Here is a 24,937-nt window from a genome sequence, read left to right as displayed (position 1 = left end):
CGATGGCGCTTACCGTGGCTGCGCTGCCCTGCGCGCGCAGGCGCGCCTGCAGTTCGACTACCACCCGGTCGGCCACGGTCGCGCCAGCTAGTGCGTCGGCGGCTGCGGGCGCAGGTGCAAGGGCGAACATCAGCAGCAAGGCGTGCATGTCAGCGGCGCAGGTTGTTGATGGTTTCAAGCACCTGGTCCGCCGCCTGCAGCACGCGCGCGTTGAGCTGGTACGCCCGCTGCGCCATGACCAGGCTGGACATCTCTTCGATCATCTGCACGTTGGCCATTTCCACCTGGCCCTGTTGCAGCTTGCCGCTGCCGGCCTCACCGGGCACCACATAGCTGGGGGTGCCCGCGGCCTGGGTGGCGACGTACCGGTTGTCGCCCACCGACTGCAGCGCGTCGGCGGCGCCGAACACGGCCAGTTCCACCGCGCCCAGTACGGTGCGCTCGGTGTCGCCCGGCATCAGCACCGATATTTCACCGGCGCTGGTCACGCGCACATCGGTGGCCTCCAGCGGAATCTGCGGCGCGTTGGCCAGGCGTGCCCCCTGCATCGTGCGCAGGGTGCCCTCGCCATCCAGGCGGAACTGCCCGTCGCGGGTGTAAGCCACGGTGCCGTTGTCCAGTTCCAGTTCAAACAGGCCGGCACCATCGATGGCCAGGTCGAGCGGATTGCCGGTCGGCTTGAGTTCGCCGGTATCGAAGTCAGCCACGGTGGCACTGATCCGCGTACCGCCGGGCATCGGCTCGGACGTGCGCGCCGGCGCGTCGACAGCGACCGCGGAGGGCACGGCGGTGCCGGCCACGTCGGCGAAGTTGACCCGGGTGCGCTTGAACCCCGGGGTCTGCATGTTGGCGACGTTGTTGGAAATCACGTCGATCTGCTTCTGCTCGCTGCGCAGGCCGCTCGCGGAAATGTAGAGGGCATCGATCATGGGTAGCGCTCCGTGCTCAGTTGTTGCCGAGGTTGTTGATGCCGCGGTCCAGCATCTGGTCGTAGGTGCTGATCGCACGCCGGACCGAATCGATGTGGCGGGTGGTTTCCATCAGGCGCAGCATTTCGTCGGCGGCGTCGACATTCGCGCGCTCCAGCGCGCCCTGCACCACCGAGCCCTGCCACGGCTGCAGTTCGCCGCTGTAGGTATAGGTGCCCGCCCCCATCGGCGTCACGCCGTCGGGCTGGGTCGCGCTGACCAGGCGCAGCTGGTCCACCTCGCGGTCGTCGGCCCAGATCCGGCCGTCGGCGTCCACACGCACCTTGGCCGCGCTGCCGTTGGGGATGACGATCGGGCCGCCCATGCCGAGCACGGCTTCGCCCTGCGCCGTGACAAGCACCCCGTCCGCGTCCACTCGCAGCGCGCCGGAACGGGCCAGCAGCGCCTGGCCGTCGCGATCCACCAGCAGGAAACCCTGCCCACGCAGCGCGATATCCAGCGGCCTGCCGGTCTGGGTCAGGCCGCCGTCGCGCTGGTCGGCCACGGTGCGCAGGCCAGCGGCGTCGGCGAAATCCGGACCGGTGCGCAGGGCGCGGTAGCCCGGCGTATGCGCATTGGCCACGTTCTGGCTGATGGTGCCCAGAGTCCGGACTTCGTTGGCCAGGCTGCGGCTGATCGCTTCCAGGGTGTCGGTCATGCGTGCCTCATTGGGAATGGATCGCGGCAAAGGAGCGCACCGGCAGCGTGGCCGGCACTTCGTTCAGGCCCAGCACCGCCAGGTACGGCATCGAACGGCCCAGCAGGGCGCGCAGCGAGCGCCGCGCCGGCGATGGGCACAGCAGCACCGGCACCAGGCTGCGGCCCATCATCGATTCGGCCTGCGCCGCGAGGTTCTTCATGAAGCCGTCCAGCTGCGCCATGTCGCCGAACAGCGAGCCGCTGCGACCGTCGGCCGGGCGCAGGTTGGCCAGCAACGTGCGCTCCAGTTCCGGCGCCAGGGTCATCACGTGCAGGTCGCCCTGCGCATCGCGCAGGCCCTGGCAGATCGCCGCGCCCAGGCGCTCGCGCACTTTCTCGGCCAGTTCCTCGGGCTGCCTGGTGGTGCGGCCGGCGTCCACCAGCACTTCCAGGATCGCTTCCAGGTGGCGGATGCTGACCTGTTCACGCAGCAGGTGCTGCAGCACCTTCTGGATCTCCGACCAGGTCAGCACGCCCGGCACCAGTTCCTCCACCAGCGAGCCGTGCTGCTCGCGCAGCCGGTTGACCATGCGCTCGGCCTCGGCGCGGGTCAACAGCTCGGCGCCATGGCGCTTGATCAGCTCGCTGAGGTGGGTGATCACTACCGTGTCGGCGTCGACCAGGGTGTAACCGGCGCCGCGTGCGTGCTGGCGGTGCTCCTTGTTGATCCATTGCGCCGGCAGGCCGTAGGCCGGGTCCTTGGTTTCAGGCCCCTCCAGGCGCGGGCGGCTGCCGCCCGGATTGATCGCCAGCACGCGGTCGATGCTGAGTTCGCCCTGCCCGGCACGCGTGCCCTGGAACAGGATCTCGTAGGCATTGCCACGCAGGTCGGCGCGGTGTGCGGTGTGCACCGGCGGCACCAGGAAACCCATGTCCTGCGCGAACTGCCGGCGCACGTGGGAGATGCGGTCCTTCAGGTCGCCCTCGGCACCCAGGAAGGCGTCGGCCAGCTCGGCACCCAGCCGGATCTCCAGCGGCTCGATCCGCATCCAGTCCTGCGGTTCATCGTTGCGCGTTGCCGCAGCGGTGGCAGCCTCCTGCGCGAGTTCTTCAACCTGTTCCACACCCTTGCGCATCGCCGCCCAGGCCAGGCCACCCAGCACCAGCAGCACCGCGAACACCGGCAGCTTCGGGAAGCCCGGCAGCAACAGCACCAGCAGCAGTACGGCGGCTACGATGGCCAGCGCCTTCGGGTTGGCCATTACCTGGCGCGGAATCTCGGTACCCAGCTGCGCGTCCGCGGCGGCCCGGGTGATGATGATGCCGGTGGCCACCGCGATCACCAGCGACGGGATCTGGGTGACGATTCCGTCGCCAATGGTCATCAGCGTGAAGTGCTGTACCGCCTCGCCCCACGGCAGGCCGAGCTGGGCAATGCCGATGGCCAGGCCGCCGACGATGTTGGTGAGGATGATGATGATGCCGGCGATGGCATCGCCCTTGACGAACTTGGTGGCACCGTCCATTGCGCCGTAGAAGTTGGCTTCCTTTTCGATCTGGGCGCGGCGGTGGCGCGCCTCCTTCTCATCGATCAGCCCCATGTTCATGTCGGCGTCGATGCTCATCTGCTTGCCGGGCATGGAGTCCAGGGTGAACCGCGCCGCCACTTCGGCCACGCGCTGCGCACCGGAGGTCACCACCACGTACTGCACCACCACCAGGATCAGGAACACCACGATGCCGACGATGTAGTTGCCGCCAATGACGAACTCACCAATGGCGTTGATCACCCGGCCGGCGTCGCCGCCCTCCAGGATAAGCCGCGTGGCCGAAACGTTCAGCGACAGGCGGAACAGCGTGGACAGCAGCAGGATGGTCGGGAAGGTGGAGAACTTCAGCGGGGTGTCGGTGAAGAAGGTCACCAGCAGGATCAGCATCGCCATGCTGATGTTCACCACCAGCAGGAAGTCCAGCAGCATCGGCGGGATCGGTACGAACAGCACCACCAGCACGCCGATCACCAGCGCCACCAGGGCCAGGTCGCGACGACCGCCCCACATCTGGCTCAACAGCATCTTCATGCCGCCGCCCCCTTGCGCTTCCACAGGGTGCGGTACACCGGCGCCAGCTCGCCATAGAGTGCCTCGGGCACGGTGTGGTCAATATCGCAGTCGCGGTACAGCGCCCGCGCCAGGCTGGGAATGCGCATCACCGGCACGTTGTGGCGCCCGGCCAGCCGCCGGATCATCGCGGCCAGCGTCCCCGCGCCCTTGGCGATCACCACCGGGCCGACCATCTTGCCGGGACGGTAACGCAGGGCCACCGCGTAATGGGTGGGATTGGTCAGCACGACATCGGCTTCGTGCACGCGCGCCAGCGACCGGGTCTTGCGCAGCAACTCGCGAGACTGCTGGCGCCGCTTGGACTTGATGGTCGGGTCGCCATCGCGCCGGCGCACTTCATCGCGCACCTCGCGCCGGCTCATGCGCATCTTCTTCCCGTATTCGCGACGGGTGAACAGCAGGTCCACCACCGCGGCCAGGCCAAGCACCAGCAGCACATACAGCGAAGTCTGCACGAACATGTCACGGAACAGCCCGGCCACGCGATGCGGCAGCACATGCACCACCGATTCGGCCAGCCCGCGCGCCTTCCATGCGAACACCGCGCAGACCGCGCCAAGCAGCACGAATTTGCCGCCCATCTTGCCCAGCTCCCACAGGGTACGCAGCGAGAAGATCCGCCGGAACGCATTCGCCGGATTCATCCGCTCGAAATCCGGCTTCAGCGGCTGGGTGGTGAACATCGGCCCGGTCTGCAACACATTGCCGAGCACGCCGGCGACGACCAGCGCCAGCATCAGGGGCAACAGCGCCTGGCCCAGGGGTGCGTACACCGTGGTAGTCCAGTGCGCGAAGGCACCGTTCAATGCAGGCGTGGAGCCGGCCAGAAGGATCATGCGCCGGGTCGCGTCGGCCAACGCCAGCGCAATGCCGCCAGCGGTCATTGCCAACGCCACCGCGAAGACCACCAGCACCAGGCTGCCGGACACGTCGGCGCTCTTGGCCACTTCGCCGCGTTCGCGCGCCTGCTCCAGGTGATGCTGCGTGGGCTGCTCGGTCTTGTCCTGGTCCTGCTGGCTCATGCGCCCCCCAGCAGCGAGGGGATGCGCTGGAACGCATCGCGGTACATGCGCTCGAACAGCGCCGGCACGAACGGCAACGTGGCCATCATCATCAGCAGCGCCACGATCATCTTCAGCGGCAAGGCCAGGAAGTACACGTTGGCCTGCGGCATCGAGCGCGTCGCGTAGGCGGCGCCGATATCCACCGCCAGCAGCGCCAGCACCACCGGCGCCACTACCACCAGTCCCAGCAGGAAACTGCTGCCCAGCATGCCGAACAGGCCATCCGGATGCAGGCGACCGCCCTGTCCCAGCGGCAGCAGGTGCGCGCTGGCAACCAGCATGCGGTACAGGTCCAGGTGCAGGTCCAGGGTGAAGAACAGCACGGTGCCCACCAGCATCAGCAGCGTGCCCAGCAGCGACTGGGTTTCGCCCTGCGCGGCAGGATTGAACAGCACCGCCGCGCTGGCGCCGGCCTGGATGTCGATCAACCAGCCGCTCATGTTCAGCGCTGCCTGCGGCAGCATGACCGCCAGCCCGAAGGCAAGGCCCAGCATCAGTTCCCCGGCGAGGGCGCTGATCCAGCCGATGGCGCCACCCTGCGGCACCGTGATCTGCGCCGGCTGCGCCTGCACCGTCAGCCAGGCCAACGCCATCGCCAGCACGATCCGCACCATCGGCGGCGCCCAGCGTAGCGGCGTGAGCGAGGTGAGCGCAGTGGCCGGCAGGTAGCGGACCATGGCCAGCAGGAAGCTGCCCGCGAAGGAATGCAATGCGTCCATCGGCTACATCCCCGCCGCCGCGGCGAACATGCGCTTGGCAAGTTCAACCGCAACCGAGAGCATCCAGCCACCCATGGCGACGCATACCACGCCGACCACGATGATCTTGGGCACGAAGGTCAGGGTCATTTCCTGCACCTGGGTGACGACCTGCACGATCGAGATCAGCAGGCCGACCACCAGGGTCGACAGCAGCACCGGTGCCGACATTTTCAGTGCGGCAATCAGGGTGTCGATCAGCAGGCGCATGGCGAAATCAGAATCCATCTGAACGCTCGCCTTGGCTATGGGGGTGAGAGAGTGTGTTGCAGCCGCTGCGCAAACTCGGCCACCGGCACGCCCGGCATGCCGCCGGCCTCCAGCAGTTCCGAGAGCAGCGCTTCGGAGCCAGCCGTGTCGCCCTGCTTCTGCAGCAGCAGGCTGCGGGCATAACGACCGGTGATGCTGTTTCGGTCCAGGCGCAGCGCACGTTCGATGGAGGCTTCCGCTTCCGCGTGCTGGTCGCGCAACACGGCGATCAGGCCGAGTCCGCCATGGGTGTCGGCGAAGTTTCGATCCAGCGCGTAGGCCTGCTGGTAGCTCACGTAGGCAGCATCGCTGTCGCCCTGCAGCAGTTGGGTCCAGGCCAGTGCGTGCCAGGTTCCGATGTGCTCGGGCATGGCCTGTACCGCCTGCTCCAGCACCGCCTGCGCCTGCAGCAGTTCATTGCGCAGCATCAGGCACTGGCCCAGCCCGGACAGGACCCGGCCGGAATTGGGGAAGCGCACCAGTGCGCATTCAAACAGCGCCTGCGCTTCTAGCCACTCGCGGTTCCACAGCGCCAGGGTGCCGGCCACCAGCAGCGCTTCATGCTGCTCACCGTCAAGCTGCAAAGCGGCTACCGACGCCTGCAGCGCGGGTTCCGGTCGGTTGCTGTCGAACAGCGCAAGCGCGGTGACGCCGTGCGCCTGGGCATCAGTTGCATCCAGCGCGAGCGCAGCGCGCAGTTGCGCCAGCGCAGCGTCGTAGTGCTGCTCCTGCAGGTCGATGCGTGCGGCCAGGACATGCAGTGCGGTCGATCCGCCATGTCGTGCAACCGCGTCGTTTACCGTATTGCGGGCGCGCTCCGACTGGCGCAGGCACAGCTGTGCGAACGCTAGGTCGTGAGCCACCGCCGGGGCGTCAACGCCTTGTTGGACAAGGCTTGAAAGCTGCTGCGAAGCATCCGCGTAGCGGCCCGTGGACAACGCCAGACGGGCGCGCCGGAAGCCAACGGCCGCCGTGTTCTGAAGGGTATCGGGCAACCCGGCGAGGACATCCTCCGCCGCTGCAGGCGCGCCTTCGGCGGCAAGCAGATCGGCCAGTTCGCACGCCAGGTCCACGTTGTCTGAATCCGCCGCGAGGTAATCCCGCAGCCGTGCCGCACGCACAGCGTAGCCATCCATCTCTGGAGCTTTCCTTGCCATGACACGTAATGTCCCGGAACACGAACGTGCACCGGCCCCCTGTACGACTTCCCTGCTGTGTTCCGTCGGTCAAACCCCTGACCGTCGGTGCAGAGTGAAATTACGGGGGCGATTGGGTAGTGTCAAGAGCGCGTCAAGGCAAGTTTGCAATATCGTTATTGCGTCACAGATTCACATGAACGGGTGCGCGGGCCGTACTGTGCCCCATCAGCTTTGGTTTGTGACTCGAACGCCTGAGTACCTTCTAGAGGCCAGAGGCACGCTCATCAAGAAAAGCCGAATCCGCAATCGTCCCGAACGCCCAGCTTCTCCCAATGACCTTGATCCGGTCGCCCACCATCCATCCGTCGGACGCTGATTTTGTTGCCCTTAAATTTAGCGTAAGAGCTCGACCTTCTTGATCTGCAAGGCTGAGCCGGTACATCCGCGCACCGCGAGACCCACCCCACCGTTCAACATCGACCACCTGGTATGAGCTTTCATATGGCGTTGACGCAATCAACTTGGTGGCTAGAGCAGGAACAGCGTAGCTGAAGTATGCGAATGCCAAGCAGAAAAAGGGAGCTGCAACGTTCAGGAGCACGATTTGAATTGCCCCCTTGGGACCACCACCCACCGAATGGTAGTAATACCGAATCGCAGATTTATTAGCCTCTGGCACGGGCTTGCAATAGTAGAAGTACAGAAGTGCCGCGTAAAAGCACACAAAGAGAACGCCCGTCCGCAGCATGGCACTCGAGTCAAGTTCGAGATAAGGAAGCTTGCGTCCGAGCGACACCAGCAACAGCCAACAGGCAACCAAACCAAGCGAGAACCACGCTCTTGCACTCAGCCGCCTATGTACTGCACCGCGGGATCCAACGCGATTGCTTGCACTATTTCTGCTCAATTCCCGTAATCCCTTCCTTAACAAAATCCTTCACCTTGCTATCGTATATCCAGTGGCCGAGAGCCCCCCCTGCTGCGGCACCCAGTGGAATGCTCAACCCAAACGTAAACGGCGCCAGCGGTGCGAAGATTGCGCCACCGACCCACGCCCCGCCAGCCGTAGCAATCGCGTCTCCAGACATCGTGCCAAGTGATGCACCTATAGCGTAACCCAACTTTTCCGGGTGCTTCTCATGAACATCAGCCAAATACGCCAGTTCGCCCACTCCAGTCGCCACGTTGCCAATCAGAGGAATCGCTTTTAGCGGCGTAGCATAGCGGCCAGCTGACGCGACGAGCGCTGTTGCAGCTTTTCCGTTAGGACTCTTGAATACCGCAATTGCCTTGTCCATATTCGTCGCACGCTGAACTGCGTTTAACCTGAATTGCTGGAGCGTCCCCGCTCGCGACAATATCTCACGTGCATCTGACTTAGCCACAGTTAGCATTACTGCGTTTGCATAGTAGGTCGCTTGGCCCACGACATCTGCTCCGTCCCCAATCGCGTCATAGTCAAGCCTATAGGTCGGCAGGTCCGTTGATGCGGTGCGCGCAAAGTCCTTGAACGGCATTTCGCGAGCGGGCGCATCCGACGCACCTGTCATCCGCCAGCTGTTGGTGCCAGGACTGCCACCCAAATCGCCCCACGCAGGTGCCTCCATCCAGTCGCGAATAGATTCCGCGTCACTCGCGCTCACCCCACTGTCACTCGGCTCCCTGAACTCAAACTCATCCCGCAATCTATTGGTCTCAGCTTGTACGTATGAAACGTCAAGCCCCTGCGCTTTCATCGCATCGATATCTCTCTGGATGAGCAGGAACTCTTCATCCCGAATCCCTCTCGCCCCCTTCCTCACATTGGCTAGCGGCGCATCGGTGGAGCGAACTTCGGGATCTACGTCACCAAGCTGGCCCCGGGTGTCGCCCAGGTCTGCGGTAGCAAAGGCAAACTTTCCTTCCGGCCTTCCTGCCCATTCGACCGACGTGACGTAGTCACCGTACAGCCAGTCAGCTTGATAGTCACTGCTGAAGGATCGGGTAAATCGCGACGTTTTGAACTCATTTCCAACGGGCTTCTGTCTCCTTGCAAGCGCGTTATCGATCTTGGATGCGAACTCGCTTCCTAACGCATTACCAAATGCATCCGCTGCTATTGCACCATAGTTGATGTCGTCGCCGAGCCCGAATGTGCGTCGCGCGTGTAGGCTCACAACCCCCCCAACCATTGCGCCGAACGTGTCTCTCACGATTCCGCCAGAGACCAACGACTGATTGCCGATACGAAGAGATTGGTTGATCTTGCCACCGATCGCAGAGCTAACGGCTCCGGCGGCGATGGCACGCCAGCTGAAGTGGGTGTCCGGCACTCCCGCGATCTTGGCTCCCGCGTAAGCGCCAGCTGCACTTGCCGCTCCAGCCGCTGCGATCTCGCTGATGCTGCCAGCGTTGCCCACGCCCGCGGTAACCATAGCGCTGATACCCCCCGCAACTGCTTTTCGCAGGCTGAAGCTATCCACTACCCCCATTGCCTTGCCCACCGCTTGACTGGCAATACTTCCCGCCATACCACCGGCGAATGCTGCACCGGCAACCGCTGCACCGGCAGCCAAGGCTCCCATTGCCGCGCCGCTGACCGCTATGCCGCCAGTAAGCACCGCCGCGCCGGTTGCCATGATCCCGCCGGCTGAAGCGAGCGCGGGAGCAATCAGAGTCAGCGCCGCACCGGCGGTAAACACCGCCGCCACAACCGCCACCACCACCATCAACACCATCGCAATGCCGTTGCAATGCTCCTTCGGCGGCGGCTCGATGTAGGGCAGCGACGGCGAGGTGTTGCCGATCGCTTCCTGCGGACTGAACGGCTTGAACGTGCTCGCGTCGTTGGCGGTGACCTTCACTTCCGGCACCACCAGGGTGGTTCCGGCGGTCAGCCCGCTGTCGTCGGCAATCGCGTTGGCTTCGGCCAGCACGTACCAGAGGTTGGCATTGCCGTAGACGCGCTGGGCAATGCCACGCAGCGTTTCCCCTGCCAGCACCGTGGTGCGGCTGCTGCCGGCGGCGTTGTTGCTCTGGTACGCGGTGAGGCGGCCTACCACGTCCACTTCGCCGTTGCGCTTGCCCGAGCCCACCAGCTGGCCATTGACGTAGGCATACAGCTGGTTCTGCGTGGCCTGCAACGCGTCCTGGCTGAATGCACCATTCTTCAATGTGCCTTCGCGACGCTGCAGGATGTTGCCGGTGCCGTCGTAGCTGAAGTAGCGGATACGGTCGTCCAGCGTGCCCAGGTTGCTGGCCAGCGGGGTGTTCTCGCGCACCGCCACGCGGCGTCCCCAGGCGTCGTAGCTGCTATAGGTAGTGGACGCGCGGAAGTTCTGGTTGCTGCTGGTGCCCTGCACCCGCGCTTCAAGGTAGCTGTCGCGGGCCTCGTAGGAGTAGAAGTATGTGTGCCGGTATCCCTTCGGATCACTGGCGCTGGCGCCCACTCCATCCTCGTGCTGCAGGTGCTGATAGCCGTAGCCGAGCAGGCGGCCGGCGGCGTCGTAACCGGTGTAGTTGATCGTGGACAGGTACTGCAGGCTGCGCAGGTCGGTGGTCTGGAACGCGCCACCATCCGATTGTTGGCCAGCCGCCCAGTCCAGCTGTCGACCCTGCACTATCTGCTGCCTGATCCGCCCATCGGCGTCGTAGCTGAAGGTCTCGGCGTGCATCAACCAGCCGGAGATGTTCACCCCGTTGCGGGTGCTGCCATTGTCGAAGTAGGTGCGCTGCTCGATCACCCGTCCAACGGCATCGTAGGTGTAGGCATCCTTCAGCGACATGGGTGCGGTGTCGCCCAATCCCGCCGCCTGGAACACGCGCAGGCGCTGGCCACGCTCGTCGTACTGCGTGGTCTCGGCCACCTCCACAAGGCCGCTCATGAAGCGCCTGCGGGTGGCACGCCCGGCTTCGTCGTAATCCAGCGCGTAGCTGATGTCGCTGCTGCCCAGCACGATCTCGCCGTTTGCCAGCCTGCCGTTGGCCACCGTCACCCGATTGTTGGCGTCGTATTCGTACCAGTACGCCTTCTTGCCGGGCATATTGAACGGCTGGCTCGGATCCGGATCGAAGTAGCCTTCGGTTGAATCCAGCTCGCCTTCGCGCTCGAAATTCCAGCTGAAGTCATCCATCCACAGCGCGTTGCCCCCGGTGCGGCCTGCCACGCCCCCGACCGACATGCTGACGGCACCCTCCGGAACGCGCGCGTTCACATACGCCGAATGCCATTCGCCACCTGACCCGCTGTCGACCGGAACGCCCTGCACATCGGCGATGACGTTGCCCTGCGCGTCGTAGAAGCGAAGGAACACAGCGCCCCAGGCCGTCCCGGCACTGGATGCACCCTGCTGCACGTTGGCCCGTGCGTTGACCATGCTTCCCGGGCGGACGTTCACACTGTTGTAATTGAGCGCGCGTGTCTCGCTGTCCTGGTTGAACTTCAGGGAGCCGTTGTAGTCGCCTGACCAGGTGACCCCCGGCTCAAAGTCCCAGCCAGAGTAGCCGTCGCTGAGATCACCATTGGGAAGCTCGGTACCCCAGCTGAAGTTGTCGATGAACAAGGGGTCGCCGCCCCCCGTGCGGTATGCCCGTACGCCGATCGACATGAAGGCGGCGCCGTAGGGGACCCACTCGGTCAGGCGGGAATCGTAGATGTTCCCGTTGGACGCCGATTCCACCATGTTGCCTTCGGAGATCGACAGCGGGTTGCCTGCCTGGTCGTACCACTGGATGTACACCGCGGCGCCGGCTTCACGCTCGCTGGAGGCACCCTGGTCCACCCGCACGGACGCAGAGATCTTCTCGCCTTGACGCACCCCGACGCGCTGCTTGTTGAGGATGGTGGACTCACCGGTGAAGCTGTACTGGCCACGCAGGGTGCTGTTACCCTCGCCGCCGCTGACGACCGACCATCCCTGCCCCATCACCCAACCCACGTCACCGGCTTCGAAGTCCGGATTGGTGATGCCGGTGATGTCGATGCCGGGGGCCGTGGCGTCGTACGCCGAGGCCGCCAGCACGCGCCGACGGTTGCCGGCGGCGTCATAGTCGTAGCTGAGTTCCAGCAGGTTCCGGCCATCGACCTGGTCACGCTGGGTCACACGGCTGATACGGCCATGCGCGTCATAGGTGACCCGTGTGAGTACATGCAGCAGCTTCCCGTCTGCGTCGTAAGTGAAGGCTTCCTCCAGCGTTCGGTTGCCATTGGCGTCGTACTCGTATTGGAACCAGTTCCTGCCTTCCTTGAGCTCCCTGAGCGCCCCCGAGCGGTAGTAGCTGTACTCCCGCTTCGGATCGTTGAGCACCTCCGGTTCGGGCAGTTCGTACTCGACCAGGTCCGAATCCATTCCATACTGCTTCCAGTCGCGGTCGTACCAGTAGTCCGCCACCGGCGTGGAATAGGATCTGCCCTCCTCGGTCCACTTGCTGTTCTCGCCGCGCAGCTGGCCGGTAATCGGGTCGTAGGTATAGTCGTAGTCGGCACCGCTGAGGTCGTTATGGTCCTGCAGACGGCCGAAGAAGTCGTAGTTCCAGGTCATCTCATCCAGGAACAGGACCTCGCCTTCGCTGTCGGTCACCGTACTGCGGCCGCTCGGCCGGCGCGAGTCCAGCAGCAGGGTCTGCGAGGTTTCGCGGCCGTTGGCGCCCTTCGCCTTGATGATGACTTCCCGTGTCCCGACGCTGGCCAGGCTGCCGGACAGGGTGCCGGTTGCCGGGTCGAAGGCCAGCCCGGAATCGTCCTCGGCCGATCCAACCGCGACCTGGATGCGATCGGTGAAGGTCCGCCGCAGTTCCGGGTCGTAGGTGCTGACCGTCTTGACCACGTATGCCTGGAGGCTGATGCCTTGTCCCGAGGCGGCAATGAACGCGTTGGCCGGAACCTGGTAACTGAACGCCTGTCCGGGCGACACCCGCTGGGTGAACAGACCCAGGTTCGGCCGGGGGGCGTCGCTGTAGAAGTTGTTGTAGGCGGTCTGTCCTACCGAAGACACGTGCGCCGACGTTGTCGAGGTCTTCCCACTGCTGCTGGTCGCGGTGAACACGATCTCGTAGCTGCCGGTCTGGGCGATGACGCCGGTGAGCGTGCCGGTCTGTGCGTCGTAGCTGAATCCGGTGGCCTCCACTGCCGGTTCGTTGCTGGTCGAGTAGAGCACACGGACCGAGATCGCAGGCTGTTCGCCGTCGGAGGTGGTGAAGGCACCCGCCGGAATCGTCACGCTGATCGACTGGCCCACCAACCTGATCTGGTACCCCACGACGCCGCCGTTGAAGACCGGCACGCCGTCGGCGGCCAGGCTGGCGTCTGAGAGCGCGTTGGTCTCACGGATCTTGTTGCCCTGGGCATCGTAGCCATAGGACATCGCCACCCCTGCAGCGGTGAGGCTGCGGATGACCAGCCCACGGCTGTCGTAGTCGTAGGTGTTGACGTAACCGAGGGCGTCGGTAACGCGCAGGCGGTTGCCGTTCTGGTCCAGCGCATAACGCTCGCGCGTAGCCTTGCTGCGGCTCTGGCCATCGGCCTCGGTAAGGAAGTCGCCCTGGGCTACAACGCGCCCGGCCGTGTCGTACTCCAGGAAGGTCACGTAGCCCAGCGGGTCCTGGGTGTACCGCTTCTGGCCGAACACGTCGTAGGCGGTGACGGTGCGGTGGCCCAGCGCATCTTCGCTGTACACCTGGCGGCCACTGGCGTCGAAGCCGTTGCGCTTCCAGTTCCCGTTCGCGTCGCGGGTACCGGTCAGGCGACCCAGCGCGTCGTACTCCCACTGCAGTTCAGGGGCCAGCTCAGCCACGCTGCCGTTGGCGTTCAACACCCGCACGGTGGGCCGGAGCTCACGGGTGACCTGGTTCTGCTGGTTGTACTCGTAGTACGTCATGTTGCCGAGTGCATCGGTCTGCGTGAGCACGTTGCCCCACGCGTCGTAGCTCCATTCGGTCATTGCATAGTCGTTTTCCAGGTCGTTGTTGCCGGCCGCATACTGCCGCAACAGCTTGCCCCGATGGTCGAGCTCCATGCGGGTCTCGACCTCGACCTCGGTACCCGCGCCGTTGCGGACCACGTGCCGCTCGGCGATGACATTCCCGGCCAGGTCATGGCTGTAATAGCGCCAGACGCCGCCCTCGGCGTTGCTGGCGGTCATGCGGCCGTTGTCGTCATAGACGTACTGGGCAGCGAAATCGCTGGTGGAAAGGCCGGCGTCCAGGCGGCTGTCCTTGGCGATGATCTCGCCGAAGGCGTTGTAGCGCACCTGCGAGGTGGCGTCTGTTTCCACCCCGACCACGGCCCCGCCCTGCCCCTGGTGCAGCTGGCGGTAGACGCGACTGGTCAGCTGCCGACCGGTGCGGTCATAGCTGGCTTCATTGGTCACCACCGCCCAGCGCCCGGAGCTTCCGTCCAGCCGGTTGCGGGTGGTCAGCAGTCGGTCGGCAGCGTCATAAGTGCGGTTGAACACCGTGCCGGCACCATCGCGCTCCAGCACGTTGCGGCCCTGCCAGTCATACAGGGTGGTGTGGACCTGGTCGCGGATGGACGCCACCGCGGTCTGCCCCGCCTCCAGGCCATCGGCGTAGCGGCGCACCTGCACCACGTTGCCGAACGCATCGTAGGCCATGGTGCTGTACGGCGAGGCCCGGCGATACAGGGCGGCACTGCCCAGGCCCACGCTGGTGGCGGCCAGCTGCTGGTCGGCATTTCCGTTGACCACGTCGCGCTCGCTTTCCAGTACGGCGGTGACCTGGCCCAGCGCGTTGTAGAAGGTCTCGGTGCGCTGGCCCTGTACGGTGGCGGAAATGGCGCGGCCGCCGGCGTCGTACTCGGTCAGCGTCTCGACGAACTGGCCATCGGCCGGATTGCCGCGGCTCTTCCGCTCACTGACGCGGCGACCGAGTGCATCGTAGCTCCACTCGGTGACCCGGTCCTCTCCGCGGCTGGTGGGCTCCTTCCAGGACTGCGGCGTGCCATCGGTGTCCCAATGCCACACCGCCCAGGCCAGCTGCTCTTCCCTGATGACCTCACCCTTGGCGTTGTAATCCCAGAGGGTGACATACCCCTCGCCATCGATGTGCTTGATTCTGCGTCCAGCGTCATCATAGAAATAGGCGTTCTTGTCCCATCGAACGTAGGAGTTGTAGGTCGTCGGGCTCTGGTACTCGCCGGGGCGGAACACATAGTCGTTCGGATCTTCGAGCAACGTCGCCTCGTAGACCAGATCGCCGTAGATGTTGTACTCAAACTGCTTCGTGGCGCCGTAGTAGTACTCCCAGGTCTCGTCCCAGCGGCCCTGGCGGTAATTGACCTCGACAACCTGGAGCTTCTTGCCCGCGAAGTCATAGAAGGTCGCCAGAATGCGATCACCGCCTACCACGGGCGTCAGCCGACCGTCGATATCCGCCGATTGCAACACGACGCCCGGCGTGGTGGGGATGGCGTTGACGTACCGCCGGAGCTCAATTTCTTCGCCCGCCGCATTGTAGGCATAGCCGGTGACCTGGCCTTCGGCGTCGACTTCAAATTGAAGCTGACCGGCATTGTTGTAGCTCTTGTAGCTGTAATTTCCCAGCACATCCTTCTGCATGACCGCACGGCCGAGCACGTCGTAGGTGACTTCGACCGTGGGGCGAACGCCAGTGGCCACCAGCTGGCCCTGTGCATTCAAAGTGCCGGCATCTGGGAACCGGGTGAGCACCTGGTTGCCACGGCTGTCGTATTCATAGTCGGTGACACGCGCGCCTGGCGTACCGGCATCCTCGATTCGGCGGGTAACCTGGCCGAAGGTGTCGAACTCGCTGCGGGTCACCACCGAGCGAACGGTGGTGGTGATGCTGCCATCGCTGCTGACGCTGGAGATGGCCACCTGCGGACTGGTCTCGGTAATCCGGCGGCCGCTGGCGTCGTACGCGTAGGACCATACCGCGAGGTTCTGGTCGGTGTACTGCAGCAGTTGCCCTGCCGCGTCGTACGCATAGCGCTGCACCCCGCCCAGGGCGTCTACGCTGGCGACCACGCGGCCAGCCGCGTCGAACTCCGTGGTGGTGGTGCGTACGTCCGAGTTGCCCGCCACCTGCGCGGCGAGCTCGGTTTCGGTCCATACCCGGTTCTCAATCGTGTCGCCATAGCTGAGCGTCGCCACCCGCTGGCCCATCGCGTCGTAGCGAAACTCCTGGACGCTTCCGGCGACACCGATCTGGAACCGCTCGCGACCGGCGCTGTCGTAGACGTATCGGGTGACCCGCTGTGGCACTTCATCGATCGGGCGATACTCGCGATCATTCGCGACGATCGCGTCCAGCAGGTCTGTCAGGGTGGCCCAGTACTGCTGGTTTTCGTTTTGCCGTGCGGCGGACGCCATGCGGGTTGGAACATAGCGCTGAGGAGCGACCCCATAGTCGATCGTAGCAATCTTTCGCCCCGCGCCGTCGTACTGGTAGCGCTGCACCCTGGCGCCGTTGACGGCGTCATGTGCCCAGTATTCGCCATCGACCGACTGCGTCCAGGTCAGGGTGGCCACCAGCTGACCGGAAGCGTCGTACAGACGGTCCACGCGGTTGGTGAAATGACGCTCGTACCCCAGGTAGTCGTCGATGTTGCCGAGGGTGATGTCGCCGGCAGCAATGGCTTGGTGCGGTAGCTCCGTAGCTCGCTGCACCAGCACCGCCGTGCCAAGCAAACGGCCCGCCGCGTCGTACCACGTACTATCGACCGCACCAGCGCTGTCGATGTGGAAAACCTCGCGACCGGCACCGTCGTACACGTAGGAATCGATGCGGTCCCGCGCATCGTCGGCACTGATCGCGGCCAGGATGCCGGTGGCGTCCAGTGAGCCGGACGCCAGTTCCGACCGCTGCGCAGGATCCATCGCGAGTCCCTGCACATAGGTGCGCGTCTGCAGGACCTTGCCCTGGGCGTCATACACGAAACGGGTCACCGCGCCAGCTGCGTCAACGCTGACCACGCGCCGACCGTCCGCATCATAGCGATAATGTGCAACGTGGTCGCGCGCGTCGTCGGCCGTGAGACGGCTTCGAATCTCCTGCTCGCCCGTCAACAGGTCCAGTCCCTGCAGATTGACTGCGGTTGCGTAGACCCGGCTGGACAACAGCTGCCCGCCCATGTCGTAGCGGTGTTCAACCGCGCCGCCCGTGGGATCCAGCTCCAGTAGCAGTCGGCCTGCCTCGTCGTAGGCATAGCGCGTCACGCTGCCAGCCGCGTCGGTGCGCGCCACCACGTTGTCGTTGCCATCGTAGGCGTAGCGGGTGACCAGATCGAGGGTTCCGCTTGCGCGGGTTTCGCTGATGCGCCGGCCGAGGCCGTCGTAGGCATAGGTGGTAGTGCGCGCAGCGGCAGTGCCAGCACCTTCGGTGACACTGAGCTGATTGCCCAGACCGTCCCACGCGTACACGGACTTCAACGCCAGTCCCTCGGGATCGACCACACTTTCCAGCAGCCGACCTTCTCGGTCATGGATCATGACCGTGCGCACGCCGGTACCATCGGTCACGCTGGTCTGGCGGCCCAGCGCGTCATACCGGTACTCCCAGCTGGCGGCCACGTCGTGGATGCTGTCGCCGGAATTGTCCTGCTGCAGGCCGTCGTCAACACGGGTCAGCTGACGGCCGCGCGCGTCGTAAGTGTAGTGAGTCGCCGCTCCAGTCAGATCCTGCGTTTGCAGAAGATTGCCGCGCGTGTCGTAGTAGTGCGTCGTTCGCATCTCATACAGACCATCCGCCACCAGGCCATCGCTGAGCAGGCGCCCTTCCCTGTCATATAGGAACTCGCGGACATAACCATCCGGCCGGCGCACCTCCACCTGCTCGCCATGTGCGTTGTAGCGGGTGACCAGCTGCAGCCCCAACGGGGTGGTCAGGGTCATGCTGCGTTCGCTGTCGTCGTAGGCGTACGTGGTCACATGCCCCAGCGCGTCCACCGAGCTGACCGTGCGCCCATAGGCGTCATACAAGGTCTGCTCCGCTTCCAGGCGACCGCCCACGCTGCGCGACACGCCCACCTGGCGTCCGACCCGGTCGTATTGGGCGAAGGTCACCGTGCCTCGGCCGTCCTGGGTAGCAATGACCCTGCCGAAAGCGTCGTACTGCGCGGTCGTCTGCCGCTCCAGCCCACCCACGTCTTCGGTGGTAATGGTGGACAGGCCGCGCTGGTCGTAGCCCTGGGTGGTGACGTTCCAGGACGAGGCCGAGACCTGTTCCTCGCGCCGGGTCACCTGGCCAAAGGCGTTGTAGCCCAGTCGCGTGCGGAAACCTTCACCGTCCACCTGCTCGATCAGGCGGCCCAGGCGGTCGTAGAGGAACTGCCTGCGGTTGTCCACGGCGGCCACGAACTGCAGCACCTGCACGGCTGCTTCGGCCTGCGCACGGCCGAACGGCGGCTGCAGGGCGATTCGCCCGGCGTAGGTGAGCGTCTCCGTCGCCTGCCCAAAGGCCGAGTAGCGGGTTTCCTCGACTTCACCCTCGGCGTTGAGGATGCCGTTGGCATCGGCCATGCCATGGATGGTCTGGATGAGGCGCCCGGCACTGTCGTGGAAGTACCAGGTGCGGTTGCCTTCCGGATCGATGCTTTCGATGCGCAGGCCGATCGCGTTGTATTCGTGCCGCGTTCCGAACTGCGCAAACAGCGCATCCAGCTGGGCGGCATCCATGGCCGGGTCGTACAGCGCGGCCCCTTCGCCGTTCAGCTCGCCGGTGAGGTTGCCGAACGCGTCGTAGCGGCGCACGCCATCGCGCACGTCGGTGCCGGTGGCATCCGAGCGCGTATGCAACAGGCGTCCCTGCGCGTCGTAGCTGAGGCGGGTCACCGCGCCTTCCGGGGACACCTCCACGATGAGCTGGCCCAGCGCGTCGTAATTGCGCAGCGTGGTACGTGCGCTGCCGGTCTTGGAAGCGGCGAGCACGGCGGAGAAGCTGCCGTCGAGCACGCTGCCCTCCAGCTTCGCCGCGTACGCCACCACGGCGCGCTGGTTGCGCGCGTGGTCGTAGACGTACTCGGTGAGATAGCCTTCGGCGTCCAGCTGCCCGACCAGGGTGTTGCGCCCATCGTAGAAGCTGCGGGTGGTGGCGTCAGCAGTGCCGGCCTGCGGTCGCAGGGTAGCCAGATCCCCGGCGGCCCGATCCTGTTCGCGGGTGGCAGTGGCATAGCGGATGACCGACACCTGCCTGCCGCCGGCATCGTACTGGTACTCGGTGAGATAGCCTGCGGCATCCAGCACGCCCACCTCGCGACCGTTGGCATCGTACAGATGCCGCACGCTGCGCACCGACCCGGCGCTGCCGGCCGCGTCCGTGCTGCGCACCTGCAGCAAACGTCCTGCCCCGTCGTAGCTCCAGGTGGTGGTGCCGCCTTCGGCATCCACCTCCTGCAGCTTGCGGCCCAGCGCGTCGAAGCTTGCCGTAGCGATGCGATCCTGGGCACTGGCGGCCGGGCGTATGTCGGCCAGCAGGGTCGGCACCACCGCGTCGTTGCTCAGCCAGGCGGCGGTGCCGACCCGGTCGGCGTAGGCCACGGTGCTGACGATGCGGCCCAGACCGTCACGGATGAATTCCACCACCGCACCGGTGGCGTCCACCTGCGCACTCAGCTGCCCGGCCGTGTCGTAGAAGAAGTACGTGCGGGCGCCGTTGGCGTCCTCGCTGGCACGCAGCTGCCCGGTTGCGTCGTAGTAGTGACGGGTCTGGCGGCTGCTGCCGCTGCCGTCCATCACCGATTCGGTCACCGCCAGCAGTTGCCCTGCGGCATTGCGGATCTCGGTGTGGACCAGGTCGTTGCTGCTGCCATCTCCGGCAATGCCGGCCTCGATGGCGGTGCGCACCGTGCTGCCCGAATCCTGATACAGCCAGGTGGTGGTGCGCAGCTGCTGCGCCTCCTGCGCCTGGCCGTTCAGGGTGACGCGTTCCTGCACCAGTTCGGACAACAGCCGGCCCATGCCGTCGTAGGCGTAGACAGTCGACTGGCGGACGCTGTATCCGGCATCCTCGCGCCCGTCCGGGTATCGGGTGACTGCCTTCTCGCGCAGCAGGCCCTGCGCATCGTAGACATAGTCCGTCGCTTCCGGGTCCGGGCTCACGCCATCGAAGCTGCGCGCTTGGCTCAACCGCCCGCGCAGGTCATAGCTGTACTCCACCCAGCCACTGCTCGCCTGCTGGCTGCCATCGGCCCAGCCCTGCAGCGCCGTCGTCGAGCGCGCGCCAGTGTAGGTGGCGCCCAGGTAACGGCGCTCGCTGGCCAGCTGGCCAATGCCCGTTCCGGCCGCATGGTAGGTGCGCTCGGTGACCTCGCCGGCGGCGTTGATGACGAACCGCACGCGGTCCTGCGCGTCATACAGGAAGGTGGTAGTGGCCCCTCCCTGCGCGCTGGCCGCGGTGCCGGCGCCGTCGGCGTCCAGCCCGCTGTATACGGTTTCAGATGCCAACTGGTTGCTGCCGGTGTAGGTGCGCTGCACAGCACTGGCCAGCGCGGAGCTGCCCGGCTCCAGCGCGGTCCACTGCCAGGTGAGGTTGCCGTTGCCGTCGTACTGGTTGTCTACCTGGGTAAGCAGCTGGCTGCCGCGTCGGGTCTGCACGCCGGTGAGATTGCCGGCCGCGTCGTAGCTGTAGCTGCTGACCGTCCGCTGCCCGTCCACCGCGGGCGACTGGATTTCGGTGAGCTGGCCGGCCGCGTCGTGGAAGTAGGACCAGGTGCGGCCGCCATCGTCGGTGACGTCCGTCTGGCCGCTGGCCACGTTGTAGCTGTAGCTCAGGGTGGCGTGCGCGCCTTGCGGGTCGCCGGTGGTGACGGTAGCAACGCGACCGCTGGCGTCGTAGGTGTAGCTGACCGTGCTGCCGTCGCCCTGCCGCACCTGGCTGATCTTCAGGCTGGTGGCATCGGCATAGGTGTAGACCGTCCGGTACAGGTACCCGTCGTTGGCGGCGGCAGTGCCGTCGTTCCAGCTATCGGTGTCACCGAGGGCATCTGCCGGGGCCAGGTCCACCAGCACGCTGGTCAGACGCCCAACTCCATCGTAGCCATAGCTGACCTGGCCGATCACCGCCCCGTTCTCGCGCGTGGACAGGCTGGCGAGCCGGCCAGCCGCGTCGTAGGTGAACACCAGCGCGTCCGGCGTGGCGCCGGCGCTGGTGTCCTTGCTGCGGATCTGGGTGATGCGGCCGGCGCTGTCATACAGCACGTCCCAACTGGTGGGCGATGCCGCATCACCGATCAGGTCGCGGATGCGGGTCAGGCGCCCCTTGAGGGTGGCGTTTGCGTGATCCGCATAGGTTTCCTCGCGCCGCGAGCTGCCTTCGACATAGGTCCAGGTCTTGCTGCCAGCGGTATAGGTCAGGCTGTCGTGCGCGCCATCGCCGCTGGTGGACTGGTAGCTGTTGCCGCCGGTATGGGTGAAATCCTGGTAGGCCCCATCGCCGGTGTGCAGGCGCATTACACTGCCGACGGCACCGACGGTACCGGAGAGCAGCTCGACGCGGCGCTCGAATCCGGTGATCCAGCCGTCACTGCCCACCTGGCTGGACAGCCCCTGGCTGTTGTAGGTGCGGAACTGGCCCAGGGTCATGCCGCGGAACAGCAGCTGCTCGTCCTGGCTGTGCAGCACCAGGTTGCCGTTGGCGACGTTGACGTACTGCCGGTCGGCGCCCTGCGTACCCAGGCGGGCGTCGCCGCCAAGGCCGAGGCCGTTCTGCAGCGACGTGTTGAACAGCCCCAAGCCGTTACCGGAAATCACAGCAGCCATGCCCTGCCCCTCGAGTGGTGAACGACCGCCACACATGTGCGGTGCCTTCATCCACAATCCCCGGGGGCGGGAACTAGTTTAGGGGCCCTTTACGGGCGGCTTCCGATGGCGATCCGGTCTACAAGGGCGACCACCTGAGCCAAGGCCATCTCCTCCATTCGTGCCGAATGTACGCACTGGCTGCGTTGCCAGAAGGGAGCGTACTCCGAGGGATGCGCGACGCTGTAGAGCCCGACTACTGGAATTCCCAAGGCATCAGCCATATGCAGGCAACCAGTGTCCACGCTGACCACGAGCGAGGCGCGGGTAAGCAGCGCTGGCCACGTGGTGGCGCTATCGCGGCCCCTGAGATCGACTACGCCGGCGGGCCACTCAACCACTTCCAATCCCTTGGATGGCGGTGGGCCGATCAGTGCCACCTCATAGCCTCGTTCCTGCAACGCCCCTGCCAGTGCAGCCCAATGGCGCATCGACCAGCGCTTCCCGGCGTAGTCGGCCCATGGGCTGAGCAGTGCCCAGTTGCCTGCTGGCAGCATCGCCTCAGCCTGCCTCAAGCCGTGCACCGGGATAGGTATCCGCACCGGCTGCACACCCTCGCCCACGGCCTGCAGCCATGCCAAGGTCCGATGCATGCCCGGCTGGAAGCACGGGCGCAGCGTATGCGCTGGCCGTTCGCACGTCTGCCGGAACGCCACTGGCAGGGCGCGCAACGCGGTGAAATGTCGGGGCGGCAGGCCGGAAACTACGACCCTCGCCTGCCGTGCTACCGCACCGATGGCCGGCAGCGCCATCAGCAGGTCGCCGAGGTGGGCGCCGCCCAGGTCGAATTCGATGGGGATCCGATCGACGCTTGGCTTGCCCGGAGTACCGGTTGCACCGTGCTGCTCAATGGCGGCGTCGTCGATTCGCAAGGCTACGCCGTTACGGACTTGATCAGGGCGCTGAACGAGTCGCGATGGATCTCGTTGGCTTCAAGGCTCTCAACCAGGCTGTCCAGCATGGGCTGCCATTGGCTGTACTCGCGCAGCTCCTGACCCAACTCGGCCAGAAGCACGGCACGGATGACGCGCCGCCGAGCAGAGCGCATGGCGACGGGATCATCTACATCCACTCCGCGGAGCATCCCGGCTATTTCGGTCCGCAAGGCGCTGGCTGGGCGCGATGCGGATTGGGCGGCGGGCTTGCTCCCACCGCTCACCTGAGTGCGCGTGCCGCGCTGCGCGAGTTCAGCCCGCGCAGCGGCGATCAGCGGCGATGCGAGCTGCGTGCGATCAATTGTCACGAATCATCATCAACAACTAGTTGGTCCGGCCATAGCCGGTAAGGAACATGGGTGCGGGCGCATCCACGGCCACCACCGGAGCCGGGTTAGCCATAGGGGCCATTGCAGCCAGATTCCTGCGCAGATTCCTCATGTCAGTCGCCAGAGCAGCAATCGACTGCGGAAGAGAGATGCCATGATCGAGCTCGCGAATGGCTTCGTCGATCTTGCCTGCGCTGCTGGCTTGTAGCGCTCGAGCGTACGAGCCAATCTCGTCGGAGCGGTCGAGCAGAGGGCCGATCACCGTCGCAGCTTCGTCAAGGCGCTCTTGGCCCGTCAGAAGCTGCACGTACTGCAGCCTCGCGATAGCCAGGCCAGGCGAAGCCTCAAGGACTTGCCGGAACGCGGCATCTGCACGATCTACCAATCCGAGCTGAGCGTGCTGCGCAGCCAGGAGGTAGGTGGCATTCGTGTTGCCCGGATCCCGCTCAAGAATGGCCTTCAGCAGAACCATCGCTTCCGCATGCCTGTCGGAGCCGCCTGCAGAGATGGCCAATGCGAAGAGCTCTTCCATGTCAAGGGATTCATACTTCATATAAGCCAGTCTCCGTTGGACCGCAAAAGAGAAACAGATCTCGTGGAAATTGCAAACTACCCACGTAGTCTTCAACCATCAGCGTACACGACGAACGTACACTCGTTGACTGGCTCTAATAACGGAAGACAGGATGTCGGCCTTAACGAAATCCCTGGCAGCCACCTTAGAGTCGAAATCTTTGATATGCCAGCCCTCGTTCCAAAGAGCGTCTCTCCAAGAGAAGTCCAAGTCAGAGAAGCTCTCGGAAAGTTGAGTCAATATTCGCTCGCCATAGGATGGAGTGGCCCTCATTGTCTCTTCGAAAAACGCAACGCAACTGGGGCCTTCGGCCATCTCGATCGAGTAGAAGGACTCGACTTCCGACAGAGCAACATCATACTTCCTCATTACAGGGACTCAGGGTAGAGAGTAATCACGTCGAACTTCCGGGCCGGCAGCATTGCAGACGCAAATGCATGCCGTCAGCGGCTATTGAGCCCAAACCTCATAAACCTCGAAGTGTGTCGTTGTAGGCACCACAAGTACAACGCACGACCATTGCGGACGAGCCCACCGAAGAAATCTCGATTACCTCGCCACACGCCTCACATCGGACAGTGGAGACCCCGCCATCCTTCATATACTCACCAATTGCACTCTCTAGAGTATCGAATGAAGAAATCTTTCTATGAGTCATTGTTCACGCCAATTCATTTTAGCAATGACATATCTCAGAGAACGGCCCTCCAACCGGAGACGCTCGACCGCATCCCTCATCGGCAATATCGCTCTACTCGGCTGAACCGAGGCAACCGTCACGCCGTCAGACAGGCTCACGATATCCATAAACACGGCGAGCCGATTTATGTCAGTTTGATCAAGCTAGGGCTTGGGAGCTACGACTATGTAGCTTGCAATTGAACCTGCCTCAGGTCGAAGCACGTACACAAAATCCCCTTCTTCAATCTCACCGACAAGCGCTCTAACACCCTCCGGGCTCATGCCATCATCAAAGGCAAAGGCATGCGGCCCGATCTCCACAGCGCCTGCATCGGCTAGCAAGAGAGCCAACGATTCAGCTCGAACAGAATCGCCCGATGAAATGAATGCGAAAACATTCCTACGCATACCGATCTTATAAAGTTCTGCCGTCATTTCAATCACCAATCCACCTAATTTCGCCATCCATCTGATAGTCGCGCCCAAAACGTATGCTGTAAGTGCCGTCAAAGTTTACGATCACAGAAGATCGCTGACCCAGCGAAGAAAGTGCAGCACGATCGGCACCACTCGGCTGCACTGAAAGTGGCCTAGATCCAGGCTGAGTATGGAGGATCAAACGTGAGTTCTCTGGAATTTCTCCCATCTGAGGTCCCAGCTCACGCAAGTATAATTGGCCTGAAGCTCGATCCCTGAAGTATGCAATCTCATTCCCTCCGTCTGTGGAT

The 24,937-nt window shown here is 64.5% G+C and carries 13 protein-coding genes; all 13 read right to left on the bottom strand.

What is annotated here, in order from left to right:
• Positions 1–149 precede the first annotated feature (149 nt).
• Entirely contained in the window at positions 150–929 is a 780-nt protein-coding gene (locus tag RWO33_RS06185) for a flagellar hook-basal body complex protein (RefSeq protein ID WP_314103273.1), read from the bottom strand.
• Positions 930–945: 16 nt separating this feature from the next.
• Positions 946–1,626, bottom strand: a complete 681-nt coding sequence (locus tag RWO33_RS06180; RefSeq protein ID WP_314103271.1) for a flagellar hook basal-body protein — start codon at positions 1,624–1,626, stop codon at positions 946–948.
• A 7-nt stretch (positions 1,627–1,633) separates the two neighbouring features.
• On the bottom strand, positions 1,634–3,688 hold the full coding sequence (gene flhA, locus RWO33_RS06175) for a flagellar biosynthesis protein FlhA (RefSeq protein WP_314103268.1): 2,055 nt from the start codon (positions 3,686–3,688) through the stop codon (positions 1,634–1,636).
• Positions 3,685–4,752, bottom strand: a complete 1,068-nt coding sequence (locus RWO33_RS06170; protein ID WP_314103266.1) for an EscU/YscU/HrcU family type III secretion system export apparatus switch protein — start codon at positions 4,750–4,752, stop codon at positions 3,685–3,687. Before RWO33_RS06170 ends, flhA begins: the two co-directional genes overlap by 4 nt.
• Positions 4,749–5,513 carry a flagellar biosynthetic protein FliR gene (locus RWO33_RS06165; protein ID WP_314103263.1) on the bottom strand — a complete coding sequence of 255 codons (765 nt, stop codon included), beginning with the start codon at positions 5,511–5,513 and terminating at the stop codon, positions 4,749–4,751. The genes RWO33_RS06170 and RWO33_RS06165 overlap by 4 nt, the downstream gene beginning before the upstream one ends.
• Before the next feature lie 3 nt (positions 5,514–5,516).
• Entirely contained in the window at positions 5,517–5,780 is a 264-nt protein-coding gene (locus RWO33_RS06160; RefSeq protein ID WP_314103260.1) for a flagellar biosynthetic protein FliQ, read from the bottom strand.
• Between the two features lie 17 nt (positions 5,781–5,797).
• Entirely contained in the window at positions 5,798–6,937 is a 1,140-nt protein-coding gene (locus RWO33_RS06155; RefSeq protein ID WP_314103258.1) for a tetratricopeptide repeat protein, read from the bottom strand.
• Between the two features lie 265 nt (positions 6,938–7,202).
• A complete protein-coding gene (locus RWO33_RS06150; RefSeq protein ID WP_314103256.1) occupies positions 7,203–7,742 on the bottom strand; it encodes a hypothetical protein in 540 nt (179 codons plus the stop codon).
• A gap of 91 nt (positions 7,743–7,833) precedes the next feature.
• Positions 7,834–21,651, bottom strand: a complete 13,818-nt coding sequence (locus tag RWO33_RS06145) for a hypothetical protein (protein ID WP_314103254.1) — start codon at positions 21,649–21,651, stop codon at positions 7,834–7,836.
• Between the two features lie 89 nt (positions 21,652–21,740).
• Entirely contained in the window at positions 21,741–22,562 is an 822-nt protein-coding gene (locus tag RWO33_RS06140) for a glycosyltransferase family 9 protein (protein ID WP_314103251.1), read from the bottom strand.
• A 2-nt stretch (positions 22,563–22,564) separates the two neighbouring features.
• Entirely contained in the window at positions 22,565–22,933 is a 369-nt protein-coding gene (locus RWO33_RS06135; protein WP_314103249.1) for a hypothetical protein, read from the bottom strand.
• 16 nt (positions 22,934–22,949) lie between these two features.
• Positions 22,950–23,507 carry a tetratricopeptide repeat protein gene (locus tag RWO33_RS06130; RefSeq protein WP_314103246.1) on the bottom strand — a complete coding sequence of 186 codons (558 nt, stop codon included), beginning with the start codon at positions 23,505–23,507 and terminating at the stop codon, positions 22,950–22,952.
• An 864-nt stretch (positions 23,508–24,371) separates the two neighbouring features.
• Positions 24,372–24,653, bottom strand: a complete 282-nt coding sequence (locus RWO33_RS06125) for a hypothetical protein (RefSeq protein ID WP_314103242.1) — start codon at positions 24,651–24,653, stop codon at positions 24,372–24,374.
• Positions 24,654–24,937: the final 284 nt, after the last annotated feature.

The sequence above is a fragment of the uncultured Stenotrophomonas sp. genome (genome assembly GCF_963519925.1).
Taxonomy (GTDB): Bacteria; Pseudomonadota; Gammaproteobacteria; order Xanthomonadales; family Xanthomonadaceae; genus Stenotrophomonas; species Stenotrophomonas maltophilia_AE.
This window is presented reverse-complemented; position numbering and strand designations above follow the sequence as displayed.